Origin of the sequence: Clostridium perfringens, assembly GCF_016027375.1 — a bacterium.
Classification (GTDB): Bacteria; Bacillota; Clostridia; order Clostridiales; family Clostridiaceae; genus Sarcina; species Sarcina perfringens.
The window spans coordinates 2,279,655-2,305,330 of the sequence record NZ_CP065681.1; the positions used below are offsets into that span (position 1 = coordinate 2,279,655).

A 25,676-nucleotide genomic window follows, 5' to 3' on the forward strand; every position below is an offset into this window, starting at 1 on the left:
TAATCAATTCATATCAGCTAACAATTTATTTATTTTATAAATTGTATTTTCTTCATTGATGTTATCTTCATAACAAGTTACATAAATACTTCTTCCTGATTCTAAATGTAAAACCCAATTATCTAACAAGTTTAAATAAATATATTTAATATACAAGTCGCTAAATTCTCTTCCAACAAATCCATTTCCGCTATTATAAACTTCATTGCTAACAGCATAGTTAGAATGATATATTATATCTTCTGGATTGCTTTGTATTAACTTCAAATTGCCTTCAAAGTCTATTATTAAGGAATTATTATATCTATCATCGCCCTCGTTTAAAACTTTCCTTACGTCTTTTTCAGTAAAAATATTAGGCTTTGTTTTTCTATGTACTACTATTTCAATATTAAAGTTCTCAACACCATAGCAATTTAACTGAAATTCTGAAGTATTGACCTTTTCATCATTTATAAAAAGAATATTATTATCAGCAAGCCATTTTTCAGCTTCTTCATGTGTGTTAAATATCATATCATTTTCAAAATCAATAGTTAAAAAGTGCTCTTGTGGCTCCCAATTATTATTTTTCTTCAGTCTATAAACTGACTCTAAAGGTATTTTATAAGCATTAATTGTAAAAACCATATCCTCACCCCTAGTCATTAAATATAAAAACAAAACCAAATAATTACATTTTAATTATATCATTCTATTAACCTTTTGTACACATTTACATACCATATAAAAACATCTAATTTCTTAAAATTGTAAAGTAGCTCTTTATTCTCAATTTTAAAAATCTAGTAATAAAATTAATAATACAAGCTGACTTAAATACTATTATGTTTCAATCAAATTAAAGATTAAGTGAATTATCTTTTTAAAAAAGCAAACTAGCTTCTTATTTGCTAGTTTGCTCTTTACTTATTTATATTTATTAAAAGAATAAATTTCATCAATATTTTTTCTTATTTTTCTTCTTGCAACTTTTTCATCATAGTATCCTAATGAAATTACTAAATGGATTTCTTTATTTGTAGGAATATCAATAAGCTTTTTGATTTTTTTTCTTTAAACCATCCCATCATACAGGTTCCAAGTCCTAGCTCGGTGGCTGCCAAACATAAATGTTCTGATGCTATTCCTATATCCATAGAAGTATAATCCTTCTTCTTTATAAGCTCTCCCATTTTAGATGTTAAATTTCTCTTTTCTCCAACCACAACTATAAATGCTGGTGAGGTAATAGCAAATTTATTAATCCCTATCATAGGATCATATAAATTCTCTGCAATTTTTCTAACTAAATTTTTATCATTAACAACAACAAATTTCCAAGGTTGTGCATTGCAAGCTGATGGTGCTACCCTTGCTGCTTCTATTATTTTTATTATCTTTTCTTTTTCAACTTCTTTATCTAAATACCCTCTTACACTTTCTCTTTTATTAACTAAATCAAAAAAATTCATTGTTCCACTCCCATTAATTATAAATTTCATATTTATCTTTAAACAATATTACAAAATTATAAGATATATTTAAATTCTTTTTAACTCTAAAAATTCCTCTACAATCATAGGATCAAATTGAGTACCAGAATTCTTTTTAAGCTCCTTTTTAGCTTCTTCAGCACTAAGGCTTCCTTTATAGACCCTTTTATTTGTCATAGCATCATAAGAATCTACTACATTTATAATTCTAGCAAGTAGTGGAATATCATTACCTTTTAGTCCTAATGGATATCCAGTACCATCATATCTCTCATGGTGAGCTAATATGCATGGTGCTATTTTTTTTAACTCTGGATTAAACATAGCAATTCTATATCCTTTTTCAGCATGAGTTTTTATTATTTCATACTCTTCTTTTGTTAACTCACCTGGCTTAGATAGTATTTCCTCAGGAATTCCTACTTTGCCTATATCATGAAGTTTAGCTAGCATTTTTAATTTTTTTAATTCCTTTTCTGATAAGTTCATCTTCTTACCTAGTTCAACAGCATACTTTTTAACTCTATTTATATGATCTTTAATATCATCATGTCTTAAAAAAAGCTCTTTATTTAATGAGTCTATTATATTCTTTTTTATACGTTTTTCATTGACTAATTTTTCTCTATAAACTTTATCTTCAGCTTCTACTAAAACTTCATCTATTGGTTTTTTAGCCTCTTTTTTACTAGATACTCCAAGTGCTATACTTAAAGGAATTATAGTTTTATGATTGAGCTTGCAATTTTTCCTTATTCTATTACATATAGCCTCTGCTTCTTCCTCTGTTGTTTTAGGCAAAAGAATACAAAACTCATCTCCACCCCATCTAAATATAAGATCATCTTTTCTACAAGAATTTTTTATTACCCCTGAAATTTCTTTTAAAATTTTATCTCCCTCTAAATGTCCAATAGCATCATTTATAACCTTAAGTCCATTTAAATCTCCCATTACAAAGCTTAAAGGGAAAAACTCTTCATTATTTAATTCTTCTAGCTTTTCATCAAAATAAGCTCTATTATAAAGTCCTGTAAGTTTATCTCTGTAACTCATTTTTTTTAATTTATTTTCTAAAACAACATTCTCAGTTACATCTCTCACTACACCTACAATACCTGTTACACTGCCATTGTTATCTATAACAGGCACTTTAATAGATTCTATATACTTTACTTTTCTATTAAGCTTTACTCGTATTTTTTCCTTGACTTTCTTTTTTGTATTTATAACTTCTTTATCTTGAGCTATAAAATCATCTAGTATTTTTTCTCCCTTAAAAAGGCTATTTCTATTAGAAGATTTTTTAGAAATACTCTTTATGTCTTTCCCAATTATTTCTTCTCTATTTTTTTTATAATATTCATTAACTAAAGTATCATTACATTTTAAATATTTTCCATTCTTATCTTTATGATAAATCCCATCTGGAATAGATTCCACAATAGTATTTAAAAGTTCCTTTTGATTTATGAGCTCTTCTTCATACTTTTTTCTTTCACTTTGATCTTGAAGAATTCCTAAAAAACACTTTATCTCTCCATTTTCTTTTATAGGTGCTAAATAACATTCTAGAAAAGCTCCATTTGGATATCCTAATCCATTTTCATATCCTGAAAAAAGTTTTGGCTTTCCTTCTTCTATTACTAACTTATAACTTCCAATATATTCATCTGCCACTTCTTTAGTATAAATTTCACTTAAACTCTTTCCAATTATCTCTTCTTTACTCAACTTTAAAGCATTTGAGTAATATTTATTTACAAAAATAAATCTACTATCTATTCCTATTAACCATACTGAATAAGGTATGTTATCTAATAATACCTCTAATAAATTTGAATTCATAAACTTCATCCTTCTTTACTTATATACTATTAGAATTTAATTTTATCATAAAAAACAAGTGTATGATTAAATTAAAATTATTATCTATATTAAATATATAAATTTATAAAAACAACATTTATATATATGTACAAATTTAATTATATAAAATATAAAAAATAACTATATCTAATTAAATTCTAACACTTAGATATAGTTATTTTTTATACTCAAACTATTTAATTAATTTTTTTAGCTTCTTTCTTAATTCCTTTAATTTTTCTACAGATGGATCTGGAAATTCTTCCTCTAATGCATCATCAATTACAGCTATAGCCTTTCTATATTCTCTCCTTTTTTCATAAGCTAAGGCTAAATAATAAGAATATATCCTCTTATTACCATAACTCTCTATAAGATTTTTATAATAATCTACTACTTTTCCATAATATTCTTTATCAAATTTATTAGTTTTCTTTAATCCATTTTCTTTAATAGAGTAAATCTCTATTTTGTAAGCTTCCTCTATTTCATTTATCCAAATAATAAGTTCAGCTTCCTTATCCTTATTTAAATTTTCCAAAAATACCTTACTATAATAGTACTCATTTTCATTAAAAGCCTTAACAAACTTTCCATCTTTTACTTTCAAAATATGAAGTTTGTTTAGTTTAGTGTCTACTTGAAAACCTATGAATACCAATACTTCTTTTCCTAAATTCAAAACAAATAAATCCTTTATAGTAAAACCCTCACCCCTAAAATTATGTTTTAGCATATAAGATTCATAATTTTTATTTAATAAGGCTAAATATGGAGTTTTATCTAATAAATAAGGTATTAAGATACTTTCTTTTTCTTCATCTACTATTCTAAGAAGATTACTATGCTCTAAATTCTCTAAGGTTAAAAATTCAGTTTCAATTGGGAACTTATTTGCTATATTAAGTGGAATATTATTCTTTTTTTCATTTCTACTAAAGGAACTTGCCTTTCTACTTTCAATAAGATTAGAATTTTTTATTAAATTATCTTCTTTATTTAATAAAAGATCCTCTTCTTCATAAGTTTTATAAAAATCTATAAATGAAGAATTCATGGTTTTTATACACCTTAATCCACTTAACTCTATAGGAGATTTTTCTTTTAATTCCTCATCTCTATCCTCTTTTGATATAACATTTCCTAATTTAGAATCTAAAATTATTTTATCATTTGAATTAATCATGTAAATTCTTCCTTAATATTATTAATTACACTATATTCTATTTTAAAACAGATAAAAAGTTTATATAATATTTAAATCATATTTCTATTTCTTTGTTCTTATTATTTTATACCAAAGTTTATTGCTTTTAGGAAACTCTTTCTTTTGTAAATATTTCAAAGTTCTCTTTAAGTCCTTTTCATGAAGATTTAAAAACACTTCCCTATTAAACCCATTTTCACTTACATTGAATAACCCCTTATCTATTTTTTCTATTTCAACTTCTCTATCTTTTTTAAATGTTTTAAAATTAACTTTATCATTTATTTCTATTCTTTTTACTGTATATAAAGCAACATCTACAAAATCTGCTATACTTACCAATTTATATATCCCCTTTTATATTTTCTTTACATCCTTTAATTTTGAAACTAATTTTGTGAATTCATTTTTTATAATTATATTTGAAATAAAAAATATAATTATCTCTTCTTTATGAAAAATATATGCAACCCTACAGTCCAATCCAGCTTCTAATGGAATCTTATATTCATATATGGTTTTACCCTTATACTTATATCCTCTTACCTTCTTAATCTTATGAGGATTATTATTTATTAAATCTAATGTACACTTATATATTCTATTTCTTATATAATCTTCATGTTTTCTATTGTGTTCAAAAAACTTTTCTAAATAACTGTTCTCTTCAATGACTATTTTCTTATCAATCAAGCATATCATCTCTTTTCAAAATACTTATAGTAATATTTAAGCATTAAATCTTTTTATTATATTTTTTTCAAATTCTTCTTCTCCAATTCTTTCAATAATCTCTGCTAACCTTTTTTTTTCATCTGCAAGCTCATTATAATAATCTATAGTGCATTCTAGAAGTTTTAATAATTCTTCTTCCTTAAATCTTCTCTTCATCGGCTCTGCCTTCCTAGCTTTTCTCCCAGCTCTTCCACCTATAAAAACTAAAAACTCTACTTCCTTACTTTCTGAATTCACAATTGGTACAATACCAAAATCATTGCTTTGAGCTTTACCATAACTATTTATACATCCGAAAACTCCTATTTTAAATTTTGATGGAACCTTTCTTCCTAAAAACTTCTCCTCAAATAATTCTCCAATTTTTCTTGTATCAATAAGTCCATGCTTACAAACAGTTCCCTTACATGTAACTATAGCCCTAACAGTTTTTCCTGCTCCTCCAATTCTAAGACCTTTTTTTCTTGATATTTCTACTACTTTATCTATATTTTCTTCCTTTATATAAGGTATTTCCACAGTTAATCTACTAGTTAAACTTAATTCTCCATTTCCATATTCTTTAGCAATCTCAGATAAAGCAATCATCTCTTCTGCCTTAAAATATCCAACTTTACTTAAAAACCTTATAGCATAGAATTCTTCTTGCTTTTGGTTTAATATACCCTTAGCTTTTAATATTTGCTTTTCTTCTACTGTTAATTTCTCCATTTATATTCTCCTCTTAAATCATGTAAAATCATGAACAACTATTCTATATATTTATTATAATATTTAAACATTAATAACTAACATACTTTTTATTTAGAATATTAATAAGCAATAACTTATATAAATATCTAAATATTAGTAGAATCAAACCAATTACTGGATTCAATTAACATTTTATTCAAAAAATTAATGAATAATATTTAAATTAGTAATATAATAAAAAATAGATTTATTCATTTTAGTTAGGAGATTTTTTATGAACTTAATAAGCAATTTTTTTGATTTAATATTACATTTAGATAAATATCTAGGTGTTTTTATCAATAATTATGGAACCTTGACTTACTTGGTTTTATTTTTAATAATCCTTGCGGAAACAGGATTAGTAGTAACTCCTTTTCTTCCTGGAGATTCAGTAATATTTGCATCAGCTACTTTCTGCGCTTTAGGTATGATTAATATTTATATATTAGTACCATTACTATTAATTGCAGCCATACTTGGAGATACTTTAAACTATAGTATTGGTAAATTTTTAGGTAGCAAATTACTTGCTAATTCTAAACTTATAAAAAAAGAGTATATTGAGAAAACTAATACTTATTATGATAAATATGGTGGAAAAACCTTAATAATAGCTAGATTTATTCCTATAATTCGTACCTTTGCACCCTTTGTTGCAGGTATAGGAACAATGAAGTATAAAAACTTTTTAACTTACAATGCAGTTGGTGGATTTATTTGGGTTATACTTGTATCAAGTTTAGGATATTTCTTTGGTAATATAAAAATTGTTGCTGAAAATTTCTCAATAGTTATTATAGGTATAATAGTTGTTTCTATTTTACCTGCTATAGTAGGAATACTTAAAGCTAGATTTTCACCTAAAGCTGCTATGTAATAAAAAATTTATCTTAATTTAATAGATATTATAAAATTTATAATCCGTACACTTTAATTAGTGTGCGGTTGTTTAATTTAACCTTAAATCTTTGAATATTATCCTAAGTAATTTATATAAAAATACTCCCTAAAAAGTAGATTTTAACGAATATTTTTCATATACTTTTCAGAGAGAAATTTAAATTATTATTCTTATTTTAAACTTTTTAATATGTTTATTAATATTAATTAATTAATCTTGATAATGGATATTTTTCAAATAAAGAATAGTATTCTTCTTTAAAAAATACTTCAACAACTTCAACTAATTCATTAATTGGTATATTTCCTGAAAATTCATAAAAAGCAGAATCATTTTTAACCAAAATTTTATTTTCATTTATTTCGTAAAACCATGTATTATCAGAATTAGATTGTATATAGTTTTTATATACTTCTTTAGAAATAAATTTTACTGGGAATTCGCTAAAAGAAAAATTTAATTTATCTTTTTCATAGATATATCTAAATTTAACATCAAAACCATTATTTATATAACTTTCTTCAATTTTTTTTAATTCAAATCCATTTATAATTCTTATATCTTTTTCACTACTTTCTACTTTTTCAATTGCTTTTAACCCTTCATTATAATTATTTAACTCTAAATTACTAAGAAAATTAGTAATTATTTCACAAAAATCTTTTATAATTTTTGTGTCAACATTATTAATTTGTGTATTCTTATCTTCTAAATCTAAATTAAAATTAGATTTCTCATTTGCAAAAGTCACAACTGGAATTTCTCCCATATAAAAAGAAAGATCATCTGAAAAACCACCTTCACTTAATAAAAATTTATCACCTAAACTTTTACTTATTAGAGAAGAAATTATGTTTTTGTTACCACTAGTTGTTTGCATTACTATATTTCCAGCATTTTTTTCTCCAACCATATCAACATTTATACAACCAATAATATTGTTTTTTTCTTCATCAGATAATTTTGAAACAAAATATTTAGATCCATATCTAAAATATTCTTCTGCATCTAAGAATAAAAATTTAATATTTATATCTCCCTCAAAATTTTGTAATACTTTTGCTAACTCAAGTAAAACAACACATCCAGTCGCATTATCAATAACTCCAGTTGTGTAATCTGTTGAATCATAGTGAGCACTTAAATATAAAGTTTTTTTGTTATTGCTATTATTATTCTTCTTTGCAATTATATTTCTTCCTTTACCTAAAGAATCTGAATTATATGGATTAAAATCAAAATAATCACTACTATGTTTTACATATAGAGTTGAATCAATATTTTGCTTATATATATCAAATTCTTGAAATTCAACATCATAACCATATTCATTAAGTTTATTCTTAAAAAAATTTGCTGTAATTTGACTACCATCACTACCAAAATTTCTTATATTTGATCCTATCTCATTTAAGTTATTGATTATATTTTCTTCATCAACTGATATATTTTCTTTTGATGATGTATTTTTTTCTAATGATATATTTTCTTCTTTTAGTTCATATTTAGTTATAACATTATTACTAACACTATCTTTCTTAAAAAGAATTAATATCATAATACTTAAAATTAGCACGATAATTCCTATTCTCTTCAAAACTTTCATAAACTCCCCCTTAAATATTAAATTAATTATCAACTCTATCTTAACATAATTTTACTTTTATGTAAATATTTTCTATAAATTATTAGTCAAATATTTTTTAAACAGTTAAATCTCAGTTATAAATATCTATAATACATATTTAATATATTTTCTCAAATATAAAAAGAAGCAAGTATATTCTTGCTTCTAATAACTAACATATTTATTTAAGAAACCATCTATTGTTTCCCAATAAAGTTTAGGATTAACCTTACTTGCCTTAGCATGTCCAGCTCCTTTTATTATTAATTTTTCCTTTTCAGCAGAAGAGGCATTAAAAAGTTCTTCTACCATAAAGGAAGGAACAAAGGTGTCTTCATCTCCTTGAATAAATAGTGTTGGTGTTTTTGATTTTGCAGTTTGATCAATAGGTGACGATTCATTTATCCAATAGCCAGCTCTAATTTTTGTTATTAAATTTGCTATATGCATCATAGGGAAAGCTGGAAGACCAAAAAGTTTATTTAACTGATAAGCAAATTCATCCCATGCACTAGTATATCCACAGTCTGCTACAACGGCCTTAACATTCTCTGGAAGTTCTTCTCCTGATGTATTAAGAACTGTAGCTGCCCCCATTGATATACCATATAAAACTATCTCTGCCTCTTTATCTTCTTTTATTATATAATTAATTAAATCTATTATATCTAAACGCTCGTCCCATCCCATTCCTATATAATCACCTTCACTAGTGCCATGACCTCTTAAATCAGGGATTATAACATTATATCCCATGTCAGAAAAGTTTTTTGCATAGTATGATGTTAATTTTCCTTGAGATGTATAGCCATGTACTGTAATAACCCACTTATTAGAGTTTGGTTTTTTTATAAGATAATTGTGTAATTTTAGCCCATCTCTTGAAGTCATATATAAATCTTCATAACCACTTTCCTTTAAAAGCCATTCTTCACTTGAAATACTTACTGGTCCACTTGTACTATTTATTGTAACCACATCTTTACTACTTTCAGTTGATTCAAAGACTATATCTTTTGGTGTATCTGGATTTATAGCTAAATTATATAAATAGTTTCCTCCAAATCCTAAAGCTAAAATAATACATATTATTATTCCTACTAATATTCCACAAATCCATTTTTTAAGCTTACTCGATCTTTTCTTAGTTTTATTTTCTTGTTTTATATGTGTTGTATTCATATACTCTCCTTCATAAAAGAATTTTGTAAGTCATTATTATATCATGAATTATTTTGATTATCAAATATTTATTATAGCAAATAATTTTATTTATAAAACATTAAAAATCAAAGGTACTTGATGTAATAAAAAACAGTCAAGCATCAAAGCTTAACTGTTTTTTATATCTTGTTTATATTAAATAAATTCTTTAATTAAATACAATACTAAATCATCATCATTTCTGCACTGAGCATTCTGCTCTAAAAGCATATTATTATACCAAACTCCACTACCATCAGGAATGTACCCTCTTTTTACATACATTCTCTGAGCAGAACCATATCCTGAATGAAGCCCAACCCCTAAACAAATGCTTTTAGAATATTCTTTAACAGTATCTTCAATTTTATCAAGTAAAGCTGTACCTATACCTTTATTCTGATATTTCTCAAGAACATTAAAATCACGAAGAGTAGGAATTTTCTTATTGGCAAAAGGTCCATTTTCATCATTTGGAATTAGTGTTGCATAGCCAAGGACTTGCGTATCATTACATGCTACAAAAACTCTTCTAATTCCATTTTCTTGCTCTTCATAATACTTTTCAAATAATGAAATAGGTTTTTCCCACCCTTGTAATTTAAACTCTTTATTAAAGTTAATAATATCTGATTTTATCATATTTCTAATTTGAATATTCAAAACTATTCCCCCTGTCATATAAATCAAAAGAATTTATTTATAAAAATTTCCAACTAACTAAATAATAACATTATTTTAATCATGAACCCCTAAAAAAACTATACTTTTTCATTAATTTTACAAATGAAAATTTAATATATTAATTTATTTCTTTACTAATTTTACTTTCTAAAAAAATTACTAACTATTTATAAAACTAAGTGATAAAATATTAAGGCAGTATAATTTTACACGAAAGATGGTGTTGTTTTGAAAACAAATTTTTTTATTCCAAAATATATGAAGACATTTAAATGCATAGGTCCTAATTGCACTGATACTTGTTGTGCTGGTTGGGACATTAACATAGATGAAAATACTTTTAAAAAGTATGAAAATGATAAAGGAAATCTAAAAGAATTAATAACTGGAAAATACATAAAAAACTCTCAATCAGATGATTCTTTTAATTATGGATTTATGAAAATAACAGAAGATAATAAATGCCCCTTTTTAAATGAAAACTTACTTTGTGAAATTCACGGTAAATGTGGCGAAGAAAACTTATCTATAACCTGTAGAAGATATCCTAGAGTTTTTAATATTATAGATGATATATATGAGAAAAGCGGACTTCCTTCCTGTGAAGAAATTTGTTCTAAAGCTTTTTTAAATAAAGAAAAAATGGAATTTATAGAAATAGAAGAAGAACTTCCTGAAGATTTCCTAGAAATACGCAGAGTAATAGATACTGAAGCTTTTATAGGTTCAGATAATTTAATTCAATATTTTTGGGATATAAGAATTATATCAATAAATATTATGCAAAACAGAAATTTCTCTATTGAGGAGAGACTAAGTCTATTAAAAGCCTTTTATAAAAGTCTAGAAGATCTAAAAACTGAAGAAAACTTTTATGAAATTGAAGATTTACTTGAAAAAATAACTGAATATCCATCAAATATAACTGAATTTATTGATTCTAAAAAAATTATTCCACTTAGTATTACCAATAACTTTTTTAAGATTATCTTAGATGAAAATCTTTTAAGAAAAGTCATTGGTACTAGGCTAAAGAAATTGTTATCAGATTTAAATAAGGATCAAAATTTATTTAACAATATACATAAATATGACTTAAAATCCTTTGATACTTACTTTAAGAAGTATTCATACATATTTGAAAATTACTTAGTAAATCAAATTTTTAAGGATATAATACCCTTTAATACAGGTGGTAATTTAAATGAAAGTATTCATAAACTTATAAATACTTATAAACTAATAAAAAGCTATTTAATACTTTGGAACATCTCATCACAAAATGAAATTTCAGAAAAAAATATAATATATATAATTCAAGCTTTAAGTAAGGATCTAGAACATAATAAAGTATTTAAAGATATTCTAAATTATAATATTTAAAATATAATTACTTCATATAATAATAAATAAAGTGTATTAAAAAGAAAAGTACAATTAAATACAATTTATTTTTTAATACACTTTAATTATTTTATAAAATTTTTTATTAAATAAGGTACAGTATTATCTAAAATTAGAAAAGTTATCCAAATGATATAAATTCATTCAGCAACTATAGTTTATTTCCTTTACTCTACTTATATTTTCATTAGCTATAAGGCCACTTATAATCTCATTTATTGTTACAAATTGTGGTGCTTCTATTTTATATTGATAAACCTCTTCACTAATTGACTCAATATTACTTATTTTTATTTGATATTCCTCAAAAAAATCATTTATTTCATTTAATGCTTTAAGATCTTTACACCTTATTTCTATACTTAAGTTTCTAGTGTTTATTATAAATCTATCTTCAAATTTCTTTAGAGAAATTAAAACTATTAATATACTAACACCACTTAAAATGCTTATAACATAGAATCCCATTCCTATAGCAATACCAACCCCTGCTACTGCCCACATAGAGGCAGCTGTTGTTAAACCCTTTACAGTACCTTTAGTTTGAATTATAGCTCCTGCTCCTAAAAATCCTACCCCTGATATAACTTGGCATATAACTCTTCCTACATCAACATGTAATATACTTGACATAGCTTGATTCTTGGCTATTTCTTCAAGTACAAAATAACCAACTTGTACCTGAATTAAGGCTGCAATAGTGGCTCCTAAACATACTAACATATGAGTTCTAAATCCCGCTGGCCTATTTTTATACTCTCTATTATACCCAACAAGCCCTCCTATAATTATAGATAATATTATCCTTATTATTACTTGACTTATGTTCATTTCCTCCCCAACTTCCTTTGTTAAAAATATAATTATAAATAAAATAATGTTTATTATGTAAAAACTTGTAATATATATTTTAAGTTTATACCTAGCAGCTAAATAAATCAAATTTTAACATATTATACTTTAAATATAAAAAATTAAGGATACTTATTTTAAATTAAGTATCCTTAACATATAATTTAATTGATTTTAAATAACTTTATTGCCATGAAATATTTATTACTTAAGATTTAAATCTATATACTTTGTGTGTTAAATTTAAAATATTAAAGTACTACAGAACCATCTACAGATAATATTTCTCCACTTATATAACTTGCCATATCAGAGGCTAGGAATAAGAAAGCATTTGCTATGTCTTCTGGCTCTCCAACTCTTCCTAAAGGTACATTTTGAGCTATTTGATCTACTAATTTCTTATCTAAAGCGGCAACCATATCTGTAGCAATAATTCCAGGTGCTACAGCATTTACTCTTATTCCATCCCTTCCAAGTTCCCTTGCTAAAGACTTTGTTAATCCATTTACTGCAAACTTAGATGTAGGATATCCTACTCCTGTTTTTTGTCCATATAAACTTACAACAGAACTAGTATTTAAAATTACTCCATATTTTTTATTTTTCATTATTTCTGAAACAGCTTTTGTGCAATTAAAAATAGCCTTCACATTAATATCAATTATCTTTGAAAAATCCTCATCACTTTGGGTATATATTGACTTATTATCACTAACTCCTGCATTATTTATAAGTATATCTATAGTTCCCCATTTTTCTAAAACCTTATCTACCATTTCTTTTACTTCATTACTATCTAATAAGTTAGGATAAAATCCAATTGCATCATAATTAGGATTAATATGATTTAATTCTTCTAATGCTTTATCCACAGTTTCCTTTCTTGAACCACATAAAGCAACCTTAGCACCATGGTCTAGAAATTTTTTCACAGTAGCAAATCCTATTCCTCTAGTACCACCTGTTACTATAACCACCTTATTTTTTATGCTTTTTGATAAAATATCCATTCTCATCACCTCTTATAAATACTATACATTTAATAATTTTCTTATTTATATAATAATACAATATATATAAATATTATTCTAAATAAGTAGATAAATTTACATACATTTTTATAGTAACTCTCCATAATGTTTTCTAAATACACTCTTCATTATTGTTGCAAGAACCATATAGCATACTACTATTCCTAACAACCAAGGAAAATAAGTATATGGCAATCTACTCATGCCTAATGAATTTCCTAAAAAAGTGTAAGGAATAATTGTTCCAATAATTATTGATAAGGTTGTAATTGCTAATACTGGTAATGATGCAATACTTTCTATAAATGGAAGTTTAGGAGTACGAATCATGTGTATAACAAGGGTTTGAGACCATAAACTCTCAACAAACCATCCTGTATTAAATACTGAAATAAATAATAAATTATCTACGCCAGGTGCACCATAATGTCCTCCTGCAACGCTTGGACAAATTATAAAAAACATAATAATATAAGTTAATATATCAAAAACTGAACTTGTAGGACCTATCCATATCATAAACTTACCTATTGAGGAAGCATCCCATTTTCTAGGCTTTCTTAAATAATCCTCGTCCATATTATCCCATGGAATTGAAATACAAGAAATATCATAGATTAAATTTAATGCTAGTATTTGAATAGGTAACATTGGCAAGAATGGTAAGAATACACTTGCTATAACTACAGATAACATATTTCCAAAGTTAGAACTTGCAGTCATTTTAATGTATTTAATTATATTTCCAAAGGTTCTTCTTCCTTCAATAACCCCTTGTTCTAATACCATAAGATCCTTTTGTAAAAGTATTATATCTGCAGATTCTTTAGCAATATCAACCGCTGTATCCACTGAAATTCCTACATCTGCTTCACACATTGCTGCTGCATCATTAATTCCATCTCCCATAAAACCAACAGTATGTCCATTTTCACGAAGTATTCTAACTATTCTAGCCTTTTGACTTGGACTAAGCTTTGCAAAAACATTAATTTTTTCAACTTTTTTCTTTAATTCCTCATCATCCATTTCACTTATTTGTGATCCTAAAAGAATATTTTCTACTTCTATTCCAACTTGTTTGCAAATGCATTTTGTAACCCCATCATTATCTCCTGTTAAAACTTTTACTGATACTCCATTTTCATTAAGAGCTTTAATTGCAGATAATGTAGATTCCTTTGGTGGATCTAAAAAAGCAAGATATCCCATTAAAACCATATTAGATTCATCAACTGCTGAAAAAACACTCTCTACAGAAGGATTAGTTTTTTGTGAAACTGCAATGACACGCATACCTTGACTATTTAATCTCTCAACTATTTCTAATATCTCTTTTTTTATTTCCTCTGTTAAACTTTCAACTTTTCCTCTATATTCAACCTTTGAAGAAATTTTTAGCATTTCTTCAACTGCCCCTTTAGTAATTAGTTGAGTTTTACCCTTCTTATCTTTTATTACAACGCTCATTCTTCTTCTATTAAAATCAAAAGGTATTTCATCAACCTTAGTATATTTTTCTTTTAAATAACTAAGATTTAATTTGTTAGCTTCATCTATTATTGCTAAGTCCATAAGATTTTTTAATCCTGTTTGGAAAAAGCTATTTAAAAAAGCATGTCTAAGAACTCTTTCATTTTCATTTCCTTGAACATCAAGATGATATTGTAATACAATTTTATCCTCAGTTAATGTTCCTGTTTTATCAGTACAAAGCACATCCATAGCTCCAAAATTTTGCATTGAATTTAAACTCTTTACAACAGTCTTTTTCTTTGCCATTTTAACAGCACCCTTTGCAAGGTTTGTTGTAACTATCATAGGTAACATTTCTGGAGTCAAACCCACTGCAACTGATAATGCAAATAAAAATGATTCACCCCAATCTCCTTTAGTTAATCCATTTGCAAAAAATACAACTGGCACCATGCACATCATGAATTTAATTAATAACCAAGAAACTGAATTTACTCCTTTTTCAAAACTAGTGACAACTTTGTCATTAGTAATTTTATTTGCCATAGAACCAAAGTAAGTATAATCTCCAGTTGAAATTACAATACAAATAGCAGAGCCACTTATTACATTACTTCCCATAAAGCCTAGATTTGCACTTTCTAAAGGACTATTTATATTAGAATTTATTTCTTTACTAAACTTTTCAACTGGTTCACTTTCACCTGTTAATGAAGCTTGACTAACAAATAAATCCTTAGAAGATATTATTCTTACATCTGCTGGAATCATATCTCCTGCAGATAAATAAACTATATCTCCTGGTACAATTTGTGAAAGCTCAATTTCTTTTTTACCTATTCTTTCAACTGTAGCTGCTACTTTTATCATATCCTTTAATTTTTCAGCTGAATTATTAGATTTGCTTTCTTGAACAAACTTTAATATCCCACTAATAGTAACCATTGTGATTATTATTACTACTGTGCTATAGGACCTATCCTTTGGAGCTTGTAAAATAATATCTGTAAATGCTGATATTATTGCAAGAATAAAAAGTACAACTGTAAATGGATTAACAAAGGATTCAATAAGTCTTTTTAAAACTGAATCACCCTTTTCATGTGAAATTACATTTTTACCATATTTACGAATTCTTCTTTCAACTTCTTCTTTGCTATATCCATTTAAAGTATTTTTCATTTCCTTTAATAAATTTTCTTTGCTCATCTTGCTTGCTTTTATTAATCTTTCATTGATTAAAACTTCACTTATAACTTTTTGTTCTGTTCTCTTTTTCATCCTTCTTACCTCCTAATTTTCTAAATAATTTTTAGGAAGTAAAGACATTGTACAGGACAAAAGTATACTTTTACCTTATTTAATTATATTAAGCTAAGTAAAAAATGGCAGTAAGAATATGAAATAAAATATTCTTAAAGCATTTTTTATAAAAAGTACTTCGCCTGTGACTTTTATGCCTCTACTACTCTCCGTATCCATTACTACCACCTCAACTTTCTTAAAATAATTTCAAATAATTTTTGATTTAAATATAAAAATCCTCACCTAAAATTAGGTAAGGATTAAATTCAAACAAAATAAAACTATAAGCAAAAAATTTGCTTAAGTATAATATCGTTCAAGTTTTAGCTTCACTGGGCAATGAAATTGCATTAGATTATGCCTTGTTTCTCGACATAGCCTGCTAACCTTCTCATAGTGTCTCCACTATTTTGCGACAGCAATCCGTATCCCGGTGGTAACCTCACCTACCGATTAATATTCTATTGTTAATTTTATTCTATGCAATAAATTTCAAAGTGTCAACCCTACAAACTATTTTAATAAATATAATTTTCTAGTTTATTTTGAGCTTTTCATTGTTTTATTTAAACTTTATGAAACTTCTTATTACTTTTAATAAAACTAGAAGCAATAATAATATAAACTAATAAAAACATAAATGTACCTAATGCACCTATAAAGTCAAACTGTTCCATGGCATACTTCCCTAATATTATTTGATAATAAATCCATGAAAATGAAAATATTACTCCAGGAATAAGAAAAATTAAATTTAAAAATGGATTTTTCTTTTTCATAATCCACTTTACTTTACCATCTTCTCCACAAGTAGCCTTCATACAAACAGATAATAAAGCAAATATTAAAATTTGAACTGTTAGTAGCATGTAATTAATTCTATTTAAAAGATATTTTTTATCATTTATAATTAAAAGATTATAATCCTTAGAAGAATATTTAACTTTCACTTCATCTCCAACAAAGTCAACTAAGTCTTTATCAATTTTATTTAACTTTGCAGGAACATCAATCTCTTGTCCGTAAACCTTTATCCTTACAACGGGAGTATATGATTTTGACTTAAACTTTCCCGAATTAATCTTTTCATTAAAAGTTATTAACTTTCCTGTTGTTTCTACTCCTTTAAATTCAAGATAAGCTATTTTATACAAATCAGATGCAATTGTATAAATAATTAGTACAGACACTAAACTTACAACTAACTTTAAAAACCACACTTTAACCTTATTATTTTCCATTGTTATCCCCTTAATTATTTTATAAGTTTTTTTAAAATCTCAATTTCTTCCCTATTTATATATCTCCACTTTCCATATTCTATGTCTTCAAGAGTTATATTAAGAATTCTAATTCTCTCTAACTTAACTACATTAAAGCCAAAAACCTTACTCATTCTTCTTATTTGTCTATTTAACCCTTGAGTTAATATTATTGAATAGGTATTTTCATTTATTCTCTTTAGTTTACAAGGTTTTGTTACTTGTCCTAATATTTCAACACCACGCTCCATCTTTTCAATAAAATCATCATAAAAAGGTTGATCTAAGGTTACTATATATTCCTTTTCATGGTTATTTTCTGCTGCTAAAACTTCATTTGCTAAATCTCCATCATTAGTTAAAATTATTAATCCTTGAGAGTCCTTATCTAGTCTTCCTATTGGAAAAACATAATCATCTATCCCTAAGTAATCTATTATATTATCCTTAACTTCTTCTGCAGCAGTACATACAACTCCTACAGGCTTATTAAGTGCTATATAAATCTTTTCCTTTGGAACTAAGGGTTTTCCATCTAAAAGTATTTCATCACTTAATTCAACCCATTGCCCCTCAATACATGGCTTGCCATTAACAATAACCCTTCCCTCTCTAATAATTTTATTAGTTTCTTTTCTAGAGCATATCCCAAAATTGCTAAAAAGCTTGTTTATTCTCATTAGTAATTATAAACATTCCTTCCTAAAGTTAAATTCTTATTTATATTAGTTCTAAATTCATCTGCTTAATTATAACAGAATTACTGAATAACTTTCAAAACTAATATACCAGAAAAAATATGTAAAAATTAAAGGAACTAACATAATTTATTAGTTCCTAAAATCAAGTTAGTTAACATTAATTTTAAATTAACTATTCAAAGAATTTATAATAAAATCTAACCCCAATAATTATTTTTTATTTTAAGAAAATTAACTATTCCCAATAGATATACTCCTATTATCAACAAAGATAATATTAAGGTTCCCGAAGTAAAACCTAGCCCATTATATTTTAATGTAATAAAGCCATAGTAAAAACTAAGAAATGTCCCTATAACTCCTGGCAATCCTGAAATCAAAAATATTACTTTATTCTTTGTAGGAACATTAAAGGTTAATTCTCTTCCTCTATATGTTTCTACAGACATTTGACTTAGCATAACCATTAATAAAAAAAAGCCAACAACTACTAAAGAATTAGATATCTCATATAACCAAAATAGTTTATCATCTATTATTACCTTAGATGGAGTATTTTTCAAGTAACTAACCTTAACATCTAATCCTATTATATCTAATTCTTCATTTAAGGAATTCATTGTTACAGGAACCTGTACAATTTCCTTTCCATCAAAAAATTCAATTATAGGGATATACTTATAAGAACTCCCTCGTCCACTTCTGCTACTTCTTTGAATAAAATCATATGCAACTATTTTTGCCTCTGCAATTTCTCCCTTAGCTTTAATATACAGTAACTCCATTACTGGATTTAAGGCGTTTAAAACAAAAACAACTCCAAATATAAGAAATATTATCCCACTATTTTTTCTTTCTAATTTCATAAATTTCCCCTTTTCATATTCAACTATAATTTTAATAGTACTATTTCCCTCTTACTACTATTAAAATTCTGTTATCTATAAATCCCTTAGAATTCCCTAAATAATAGTTTCTTTCTAAGATAAAATTATCCTTTTTTTCTTTAGTAAAAATATTTATTTTAACCAAATTTTAAAAATTAGTTTATATATTGCAAATAGTAGTTTATAATGTAATTATAGTATATTTAAATTTTAATAACATACTTTAGGAACGTATGGTTATACTATAAACTTTTCGGATTTTCTGTTAGCCTGTTTTTTATATTGTATTTTTAGAGTAAACAACCTTCTTTGCTTTAAAAATAACTTGGATGATTTTTATGTATAAATAAGATTAATTTTAGTCTTATTTCTTTAAACTCTCTAACTTGGTTTGCCACCAACTACAGATAATGGTAAGATTAGAAAAAAAGCTAAGATGTTTAAATATCTTAGCTTTTTTTCTTTTATTAAATTCTTACTCAAATAATTTACTAATTTCTTCTTCCGTAAGGCGTTTTAATCCCTTACCATCCATAGTTTTTCCATCCATTAAACTTTGAATAAGTTCTCTTTTATCCTCCTGCATTAATACTATTTTTTCCTCAATAGTATCCTTTGCAACTAACTTTATAACTTCAACTTTATTTTCTTGTCCAAATCTATGTGCTCTATCTGTAGCTTGGTCTTCTACGGCTGGATTCCACCAAGGATCAAAATGTATAACCACACTGGCAGAGGTTAAATTTAGTCCAACTCCCCCAGCCTTTAGAGATATTAAAAACACTTTAATATTACTATCCTCATTGAATTTTTTAACTCTCTCTACTCTATCCTTAGCAGAAGTTCCTCCATCTAAGTATAAATAAGAAATATCCTCTTTTTTAAAGTCCTCTTCTATTTTTTGTAGTACTGAAGTAAATTGAGAAAATAGTAAAATCTTCTTTCCTGATTCACTAGCATCTTTTACAATTTCTTTTACCACAGTAAGCTTACTACTTTCTCCAGTATAATCTGGTACAACTAGTGAAGGATCTAAACAAATTTCTCTTAATTTTGTCAAATAGGCAAATAGATTAATTTTATCTCTTCCACTCTTTTCAGAACTTTTATTTTCATTTAATTGATTCTTTATTGCCTTTACATAGAAACTATATAACTGTTTTTGTTTTCCTTTCATTTCTACTAAGTATTTTTTCTCAAGTTTTTCTGGAAGTTCACTTAAAACATCTTCCTTAAGTCTTCTTAAAATAAAAGGAGTTATTAAAGATTTTAATTCACTTAAATTGCTTTCATCTAAAATAAATCTTTCTCTAAATCTCTCCTTAGTAAATAAATATCCAGGCATAACAAAATCAAATATTGACCAAAGCTCCATTAAATTATTCTCTATAGGAGTTCCTGTTAAGGCAATATTGCATCTTGATTTAATATTTTTAACAGATAAAGTTGCTTGTGCTGATGGATTCTTTATGTTCTGAGCCTCATCTATTATGCAATAATCAAAACTTAAGTTTTCATAAGCTTTTTCATCATTCTTTAAGGTTCCATAGGTAGTTAATAAAACATCATATTTTTCATAGGATTTTTCTTTTAAATTCTCCTCTTCTATCTTAATACCAAGTCCTCTTTTAAAATCTCTTAAAACCTTATCCCTCTTAGATTTACTACCGTGAACTAATCCAACCCTTATACTTGGAGCAAACTTTTCAAACTCATCCATCCAGTTATATATAACAGAGGTTGGAACAACTACTATGCTTTTGCTTTTTTTCTGAGATAATAAAAAAGCTATTATTTGAAGGGTTTTACCAAGTCCCATATCATCTGCTAAAACTCCACCAAAACCTAAATCAGTAATTTCATTAATCCATTTAAAGCCCTCTTTTTGATAAGGTCTAAGCTCTGCATTTAAAGCCCTTGGAACAAGCTTTCTCTTAAATTCTTTATTTAGAAGCTTTCCTACTATTTCTTGAAGAACATTTCCCCCTTTTATAAAGGAGAGATTTCTATCCTTTAATTTTTCTTGAATATATAAAACCTTGCTCTTATCTATATAGACTTCATTATCTTTTATATTTTCTAGTCCTAAATCCTCTAGAAGATTTAAAAAGTTTACTATACCAGGATCCTCTAAATCTAAATAAACCTTCTTAGTTCTATAAAAGCGGTCTCCCCTTTTCATAGCCTCTATGCTTTCTCTAAGTTCTCTTAATTCAAAATCTCCAAAGTCAAACTTAAGCTTATAGAAATTACTAAGCTCTTTAAGTTCTGATGAAATAAGGGATGAATCTAAAACCTTAAACTCCTTAAGTTCCTCTGATAATAAAACTTCTCCAAGTTCTCTAAGCCTCTTAATTCCCTTAGAGAAAAGCTCATATATTTCCTCTTCATTTCCTATAAAACAAAAATCTTCTTCTCTCTTTATGAACTTAAATCTTTCAAGTTGAAATTCTATATATTTCTCACTTTTTAAATCTCTTAAAAAGCTATTATCTTTTTCATCTCTTATTAAATCAATTATGTATCCACAATAATCAATTTTTACATTACAATAAATTTTTCCCTCAATTTTATATAAATTAAAGGTTGTTTTCATAAGCTTTTCTTTAAAAACTCTAATATTTTCATCTAGAACTATATTCTTGCTTATGTTTTTAAGTTCTTCTAATAGGTTTCTTAGACTCTCTAAGCTCTTCTTATATGTGATTGTGTTATTTTTCAAAAATAACTTATGAATTGGAATGTAGTATTCTAACTGCCTCTTCCTTGGAAGATATAAATTTCTATCAAAAAACATCACATCTCCTAAGTTATTTAAAAGAACAGGGAATTTCTTATGGTGACTTAATATAAATCCCTCTTTACCTTCCTTTAAAGTGAGAGCTACTGGAACATTTTCTTTTTTAATCTTAACCTCATAATTAATTGAGTTAAAATTAAAATTTATTTTCTTTTTTTCATCAATTAATTTTAGAAAATCCTTTAAATTATTTTGTTTAAGCCTTAAATATCTTCCACTTATCATATCCTTATGGCTTGCTACAAATTGAAGAACTCTTTTATCTTCTTCTAAAAATTCATCTCTTAATGGATTATAAGTAAACCCATCATTAAATTTCAAAGGCTTTTTCAAGATATTTTTATATAAAAAATCTTTTAAATCCAGTATTAAATTTAAATTTCCTGCACCAATTCTAAACTCACAGTTAAATAAAGTAATTCCCTCTTTTACCATGTGCTTAATATTTATATCTAAGGATAAAAATCTCTTTTCTTCTCCTTTATGTTCCTCATTTTTCTCTTTAACCAATTGAGTTTTATTATTACTTTTTAATTTATTCTTTTGTACCTTTTTCCTTACTAAAGAATAAAAAATATCATTAGTTGCTGAAATGTGCTTACATACATAATTTTTTATATGTTTACTATTCTCTTTAAAGGTTTCACAACTACAATTAGTACCAATAATATCACTATTTTTCATATTTATTTTTATATGTGTATTATAGTCCCAGTTTTTATCATCATTTAATACATTCCCATAAATATGATAAATTCCATCTATGCTCTTACCCTTAACATCTTTAACATATGCTTCCTTAATTAACTTTTTACCTTGTTCTCTAGTAAAACTGGAAGTTCGCCTTACTAAGTTCTTCATAAAAATATCTAAGTTCAAAGGCATATCCCTCCTTATTTTCAATAAAATTATTCTAACCTACTTATACCTACTATCTACTCTACTTTTAAATCTATATTATAAAATAATTCAACTAAAAAGTTAATTACTATTTTACCTAAACCTTATTATAAAAAATTTAAAGATAGAGATAAATACATGAAATTACCCCTATCTTCTTAAACTTTTTAATACATTAAACTTATATTTAATTATACTGTTATTAAAATATATTTTTAATTTATACTCTTTGGAAAACCATTAAACATTTCAAAGGTTTTTCTACTTCGTTCTATAATAGGCTTAAATTCATCTTTATATTGAACTGGAAACTTATAAGAAAATCCTTTTAATCTATCTCCATCTAAAACTTTTAAACTATATATAATCTCACCATTTTTTTTAGTATATGAGTAAAACCAATCATCACCACACATAGATTCTAATACCTCTCCATAGCTAGTTTCTTTTTTATAAAGAAACTTACTGTCATCATCATTATAATTTTTAAGGTTAATTAAAGAAAATTCGATTAGTCCATCCTTACTTTTAAAAGAAAGTGCCGATTTATCATCTAATTGATAGTTTTTATCTAAAACAACTATATTAGGATATTCAACCATCACCCCTTTTATTATTACCGTTTCAAAGTAATAACCACTATCTAAACCACCTAGACTAATTGGTTCTTCTCCAACTAAATAACCATAAGTATTTTCAAGCTCTCTAGTATCATCATAATCATTGACAGCTACCTCTAATTTAACTCCACCATTTTCATAATTACCTTTAGTAAAAATTCTTAAGCTCTTATTTTTTTCTCCAAATTTTATGTAACCATCTTCAATATAAGCACCATATCCATCTCTAATAACAGAATCCTTTAAATGATTTTCTCTATTAAATCTATTAGTTTCTAAATATGCATTATCTTCTTCCACATTTGAACTATTATCTATTAAGTCTTTCTCAATATTATGGCTAAATTCTTTATTAGATTTATCTAATAAACTTTCAAAATTTCTTTCTAAAATAAATTTTTCTAAACTAGCAGAATTATATATTTCTAATTCATTTAATTTATCTTCTGAATAGTTCATTAGTTTATTATCTTTGCCAATAATTGTATTAACTGCACTACTAATCAATATAGTTATGCTTAATATAATATCGATTATTCTCAAATAAGTCCCCCCTTAATAATATATATTTCTTTCCAAATAGTCTTTTCTTAAGTTAATTGTACCATATGATTACAAATAAATGATTATTTTCATAATTAATGAATACTAAAAAAGGATTTTGTAATACTAAAATTATATTAAAATTTGGAAAGGTAGTGATTTATTTATTATGAATCCATTTTTAGAAAAAAGCTCAAAAATTCAAGACCATTTCACAGACTGGAGAAATATTTACGCAAAACCTTATAATAAAAACGAAGTTGATCCTTATACAAAAACTAGAATAATTTTAATGAATGGAGCTGAATTTGAAGCAAACTGGTTTTCTCATCAATTCTCTAGAAATTGTAATAACAATGAACTTAGAAGAGAACTTGCCCTTGCTAGAAGATTAGATAAACAGCAACAAATGCTAATTAGTTCACTAAGACCTGCTAATGAAAGTATTTTAGAGACTACCATAAGTTATGAACAACTAGCTGTAGATTTAACTGCTAGACTTGCAAAGCGTGAACCTAATGAACATGTTAAAAAAGCTTTAGATTTTGCATTACTTGAGGATTTTGACCATTTATATAGATATTCAGATTTATTATTTATGGAAGAAGGAACAAAAGCAGAAAATCTAGTTGGACATTATACAGAAATTATGCCAGGTAGACCAACTATCGCTCATCATAGATGCCCTAATGATAACATAAGAAACTTTGTTGATTTTAAAACAGCAGATCTTATTACTAAACTAGATATATCAATAATAACTGCGGCAGAACAACAAACTATGAATTATTACATGAATATAGCAGGTTTCTATACTAGTGATATTGGAAGAAATCTTTATCAAGAAATAGGCTTAATAGAAGAACAACACGTTTCTCACTATGGAAGTCTTTTAGATCCTAATTGTACATGGCTTGAAAATCTACTTATGCATAAATACACTGAAGCATATTTATATTATTCTTGCTATAACTCTGAAGTTGATCCATATATTAAAGGACTATGGGAACAATGCTTCGTTCAGGAAGTTGCTCAATTACATAAAGCTTGTGATCTTCTTAAAAAATATGAAAATAAAGAATGGCAAGAAGTTATTCCAAATGGTGAATTTCCAGAACTTCTAACACTTGGAGAAAATATATCTTACGTTAGAGATATATTAGATAATACTGTTAATAATACAACTATAAAAGATGATTACGTTGATGTAAGTAAATTAGGTCCTGATTCATCATTCCATGAATTCCAAAATAAAGTTAATAAAAATGTTGAAGATGTTCCAAGTCATAAGGTCATAGTTGACTTTATTTCAAAAAATAATGAAGATTATAGATTTGAAACAAAAGAAAATCCAATTGTTGCTTTAAGAGATAGAAAATCTGATAATACTTCTATTGGAAGAACATCTTTAAGTTAGTATGAAATTATAAAAAATTAAAAGTGGATTCCTTAAGAA

20 protein-coding genes, 1 pseudogene and 1 riboswitch are annotated in these 25,676 nt (G+C 26.0%); of the genes and pseudogenes, 3 read left to right on the forward strand and 18 right to left on the reverse strand.

Annotated elements, in window-relative coordinates; translation table 11 throughout:
- Window positions 1-3 precede the first annotated feature (3 nt).
- The 7 genes and pseudogenes from I6G60_RS10835 to I6G60_RS10865 form a co-directional block, all read right to left on the reverse strand.
- Window positions 4-630 (reverse strand): hypothetical protein, encoded by a 627-nt coding sequence (locus I6G60_RS10835; protein ID WP_003451994.1) that lies wholly within the window; start codon window positions 628-630, stop codon window positions 4-6.
- Between the two features lie 279 nt (window positions 631-909).
- Window positions 910-1,454 (reverse strand): annotated as a pseudogene (locus tag I6G60_RS10840) (nitroreductase family protein).
- A 69-nt stretch (window positions 1,455-1,523) separates the two neighbouring features.
- Window positions 1,524-3,323 (reverse strand): HD domain-containing phosphohydrolase, encoded by a 1,800-nt coding sequence (locus tag I6G60_RS10845; RefSeq protein ID WP_110026427.1) that lies wholly within the window; start codon window positions 3,321-3,323, stop codon window positions 1,524-1,526.
- Between the two features lie 214 nt (window positions 3,324-3,537).
- On the reverse strand, window positions 3,538-4,530 hold the full coding sequence (locus I6G60_RS10850; RefSeq protein ID WP_195402655.1) for a hypothetical protein: 993 nt from the start codon (window positions 4,528-4,530) through the stop codon (window positions 3,538-3,540).
- Window positions 4,531-4,614: 84 nt separating this feature from the next.
- Window positions 4,615-4,893 carry a hypothetical protein gene (locus I6G60_RS10855; protein WP_003456354.1) on the reverse strand — a complete coding sequence of 93 codons (279 nt, stop codon included), beginning with the start codon at window positions 4,891-4,893 and terminating at the stop codon, window positions 4,615-4,617.
- Between the two features lie 15 nt (window positions 4,894-4,908).
- Window positions 4,909-5,244, reverse strand: a complete 336-nt coding sequence (locus I6G60_RS10860) for a hypothetical protein (RefSeq protein WP_004458933.1) — start codon at window positions 5,242-5,244, stop codon at window positions 4,909-4,911.
- A gap of 36 nt (window positions 5,245-5,280) precedes the next feature.
- Window positions 5,281-5,997, reverse strand: coding sequence for a nitrite reductase (locus I6G60_RS10865; protein ID WP_087413753.1), 717 nt, complete (start codon window positions 5,995-5,997; stop codon window positions 5,281-5,283).
- A 256-nt stretch (window positions 5,998-6,253) separates the two neighbouring features.
- Here I6G60_RS10865 and I6G60_RS10870 point away from each other — a divergent pair, with 256 nt between their 5' ends.
- Entirely contained in the window at window positions 6,254-6,898 is a 645-nt protein-coding gene (locus I6G60_RS10870) for a DedA family protein (RefSeq protein ID WP_164805219.1), read from the forward strand.
- A 226-nt stretch (window positions 6,899-7,124) separates the two neighbouring features.
- Here I6G60_RS10870 and I6G60_RS10875 read toward each other — a convergent pair whose 3' ends face one another.
- The 3 genes from I6G60_RS10875 to I6G60_RS10885 all read right to left on the reverse strand — a co-directional run bounded on the left by I6G60_RS10875 (window position 7,125) and on the right by I6G60_RS10885 (window position 10,415).
- The gene (locus tag I6G60_RS10875) at window positions 7,125-8,528 is read right to left on the reverse strand and encodes a M28 family peptidase (protein ID WP_110084244.1); all 1,404 of its coding nucleotides are present in this window, start codon (window positions 8,526-8,528) and stop codon (window positions 7,125-7,127) included.
- Window positions 8,529-8,714: 186 nt separating this feature from the next.
- Window positions 8,715-9,731, reverse strand: coding sequence for an alpha/beta hydrolase (locus I6G60_RS10880; protein WP_110084245.1), 1,017 nt, complete (start codon window positions 9,729-9,731; stop codon window positions 8,715-8,717).
- Between the two features lie 177 nt (window positions 9,732-9,908).
- Entirely contained in the window at window positions 9,909-10,415 is a 507-nt protein-coding gene (locus I6G60_RS10885; RefSeq protein WP_110084246.1) for a GNAT family N-acetyltransferase, read from the reverse strand.
- A 249-nt stretch (window positions 10,416-10,664) separates the two neighbouring features.
- On the opposite strand from I6G60_RS10885, the gene fliB reads away from it, so the two are divergent.
- Window positions 10,665-11,819 (forward strand): flagellin lysine-N-methylase, encoded by a 1,155-nt coding sequence (fliB, locus tag I6G60_RS10890; RefSeq protein ID WP_185954594.1) that lies wholly within the window; start codon window positions 10,665-10,667, stop codon window positions 11,817-11,819.
- Between the two features lie 165 nt (window positions 11,820-11,984).
- On the opposite strand, the gene I6G60_RS10895 is transcribed toward fliB, so the two are convergent.
- From I6G60_RS10895 to I6G60_RS10930, 8 genes are all read right to left on the reverse strand, one after another.
- Window positions 11,985-12,671 (reverse strand): MgtC/SapB family protein, encoded by a 687-nt coding sequence (locus I6G60_RS10895; RefSeq protein ID WP_003451902.1) that lies wholly within the window; start codon window positions 12,669-12,671, stop codon window positions 11,985-11,987.
- A 272-nt stretch (window positions 12,672-12,943) separates the two neighbouring features.
- Window positions 12,944-13,705 (reverse strand): SDR family NAD(P)-dependent oxidoreductase, encoded by a 762-nt coding sequence (locus I6G60_RS10900; RefSeq protein WP_003456359.1) that lies wholly within the window; start codon window positions 13,703-13,705, stop codon window positions 12,944-12,946.
- A 108-nt stretch (window positions 13,706-13,813) separates the two neighbouring features.
- Window positions 13,814-16,483, reverse strand: a complete 2,670-nt coding sequence (mgtA, locus tag I6G60_RS10905; protein ID WP_197925310.1) for a magnesium-translocating P-type ATPase — start codon at window positions 16,481-16,483, stop codon at window positions 13,814-13,816.
- A gap of 326 nt (window positions 16,484-16,809) precedes the next feature.
- Window positions 16,810-16,968: riboswitch (M-box (ykoK) riboswitch) on the reverse strand.
- Window positions 16,969-17,073: 105 nt separating this feature from the next.
- A complete protein-coding gene (locus I6G60_RS10910) occupies window positions 17,074-17,748 on the reverse strand; it encodes a hypothetical protein (RefSeq protein ID WP_003474515.1) in 675 nt (224 codons plus the stop codon).
- A gap of 14 nt (window positions 17,749-17,762) precedes the next feature.
- The gene (locus I6G60_RS10915) at window positions 17,763-18,449 is read right to left on the reverse strand and encodes a pseudouridine synthase (RefSeq protein ID WP_003456143.1); all 687 of its coding nucleotides are present in this window, start codon (window positions 18,447-18,449) and stop codon (window positions 17,763-17,765) included.
- Between the two features lie 218 nt (window positions 18,450-18,667).
- Window positions 18,668-19,336 (reverse strand): DUF3592 domain-containing protein, encoded by a 669-nt coding sequence (locus tag I6G60_RS10920; RefSeq protein ID WP_197925312.1) that lies wholly within the window; start codon window positions 19,334-19,336, stop codon window positions 18,668-18,670.
- A gap of 496 nt (window positions 19,337-19,832) precedes the next feature.
- Complete coding sequence (locus tag I6G60_RS10925; RefSeq protein WP_197925313.1) at window positions 19,833-23,036, reverse strand: DEAD/DEAH box helicase; 3,204 nt, start codon at window positions 23,034-23,036, stop codon at window positions 19,833-19,835.
- A 236-nt stretch (window positions 23,037-23,272) separates the two neighbouring features.
- The gene (locus tag I6G60_RS10930; RefSeq protein WP_142420494.1) at window positions 23,273-24,220 is read right to left on the reverse strand and encodes a hypothetical protein; all 948 of its coding nucleotides are present in this window, start codon (window positions 24,218-24,220) and stop codon (window positions 23,273-23,275) included.
- Between the two features lie 169 nt (window positions 24,221-24,389).
- Here I6G60_RS10930 and I6G60_RS10935 point away from each other — a divergent pair, with 169 nt between their 5' ends.
- Window positions 24,390-25,637, forward strand: coding sequence for a hypothetical protein (locus I6G60_RS10935; protein ID WP_197925315.1), 1,248 nt, complete (start codon window positions 24,390-24,392; stop codon window positions 25,635-25,637).
- The last annotated feature ends 39 nt before the right edge of the window (window positions 25,638-25,676 follow it).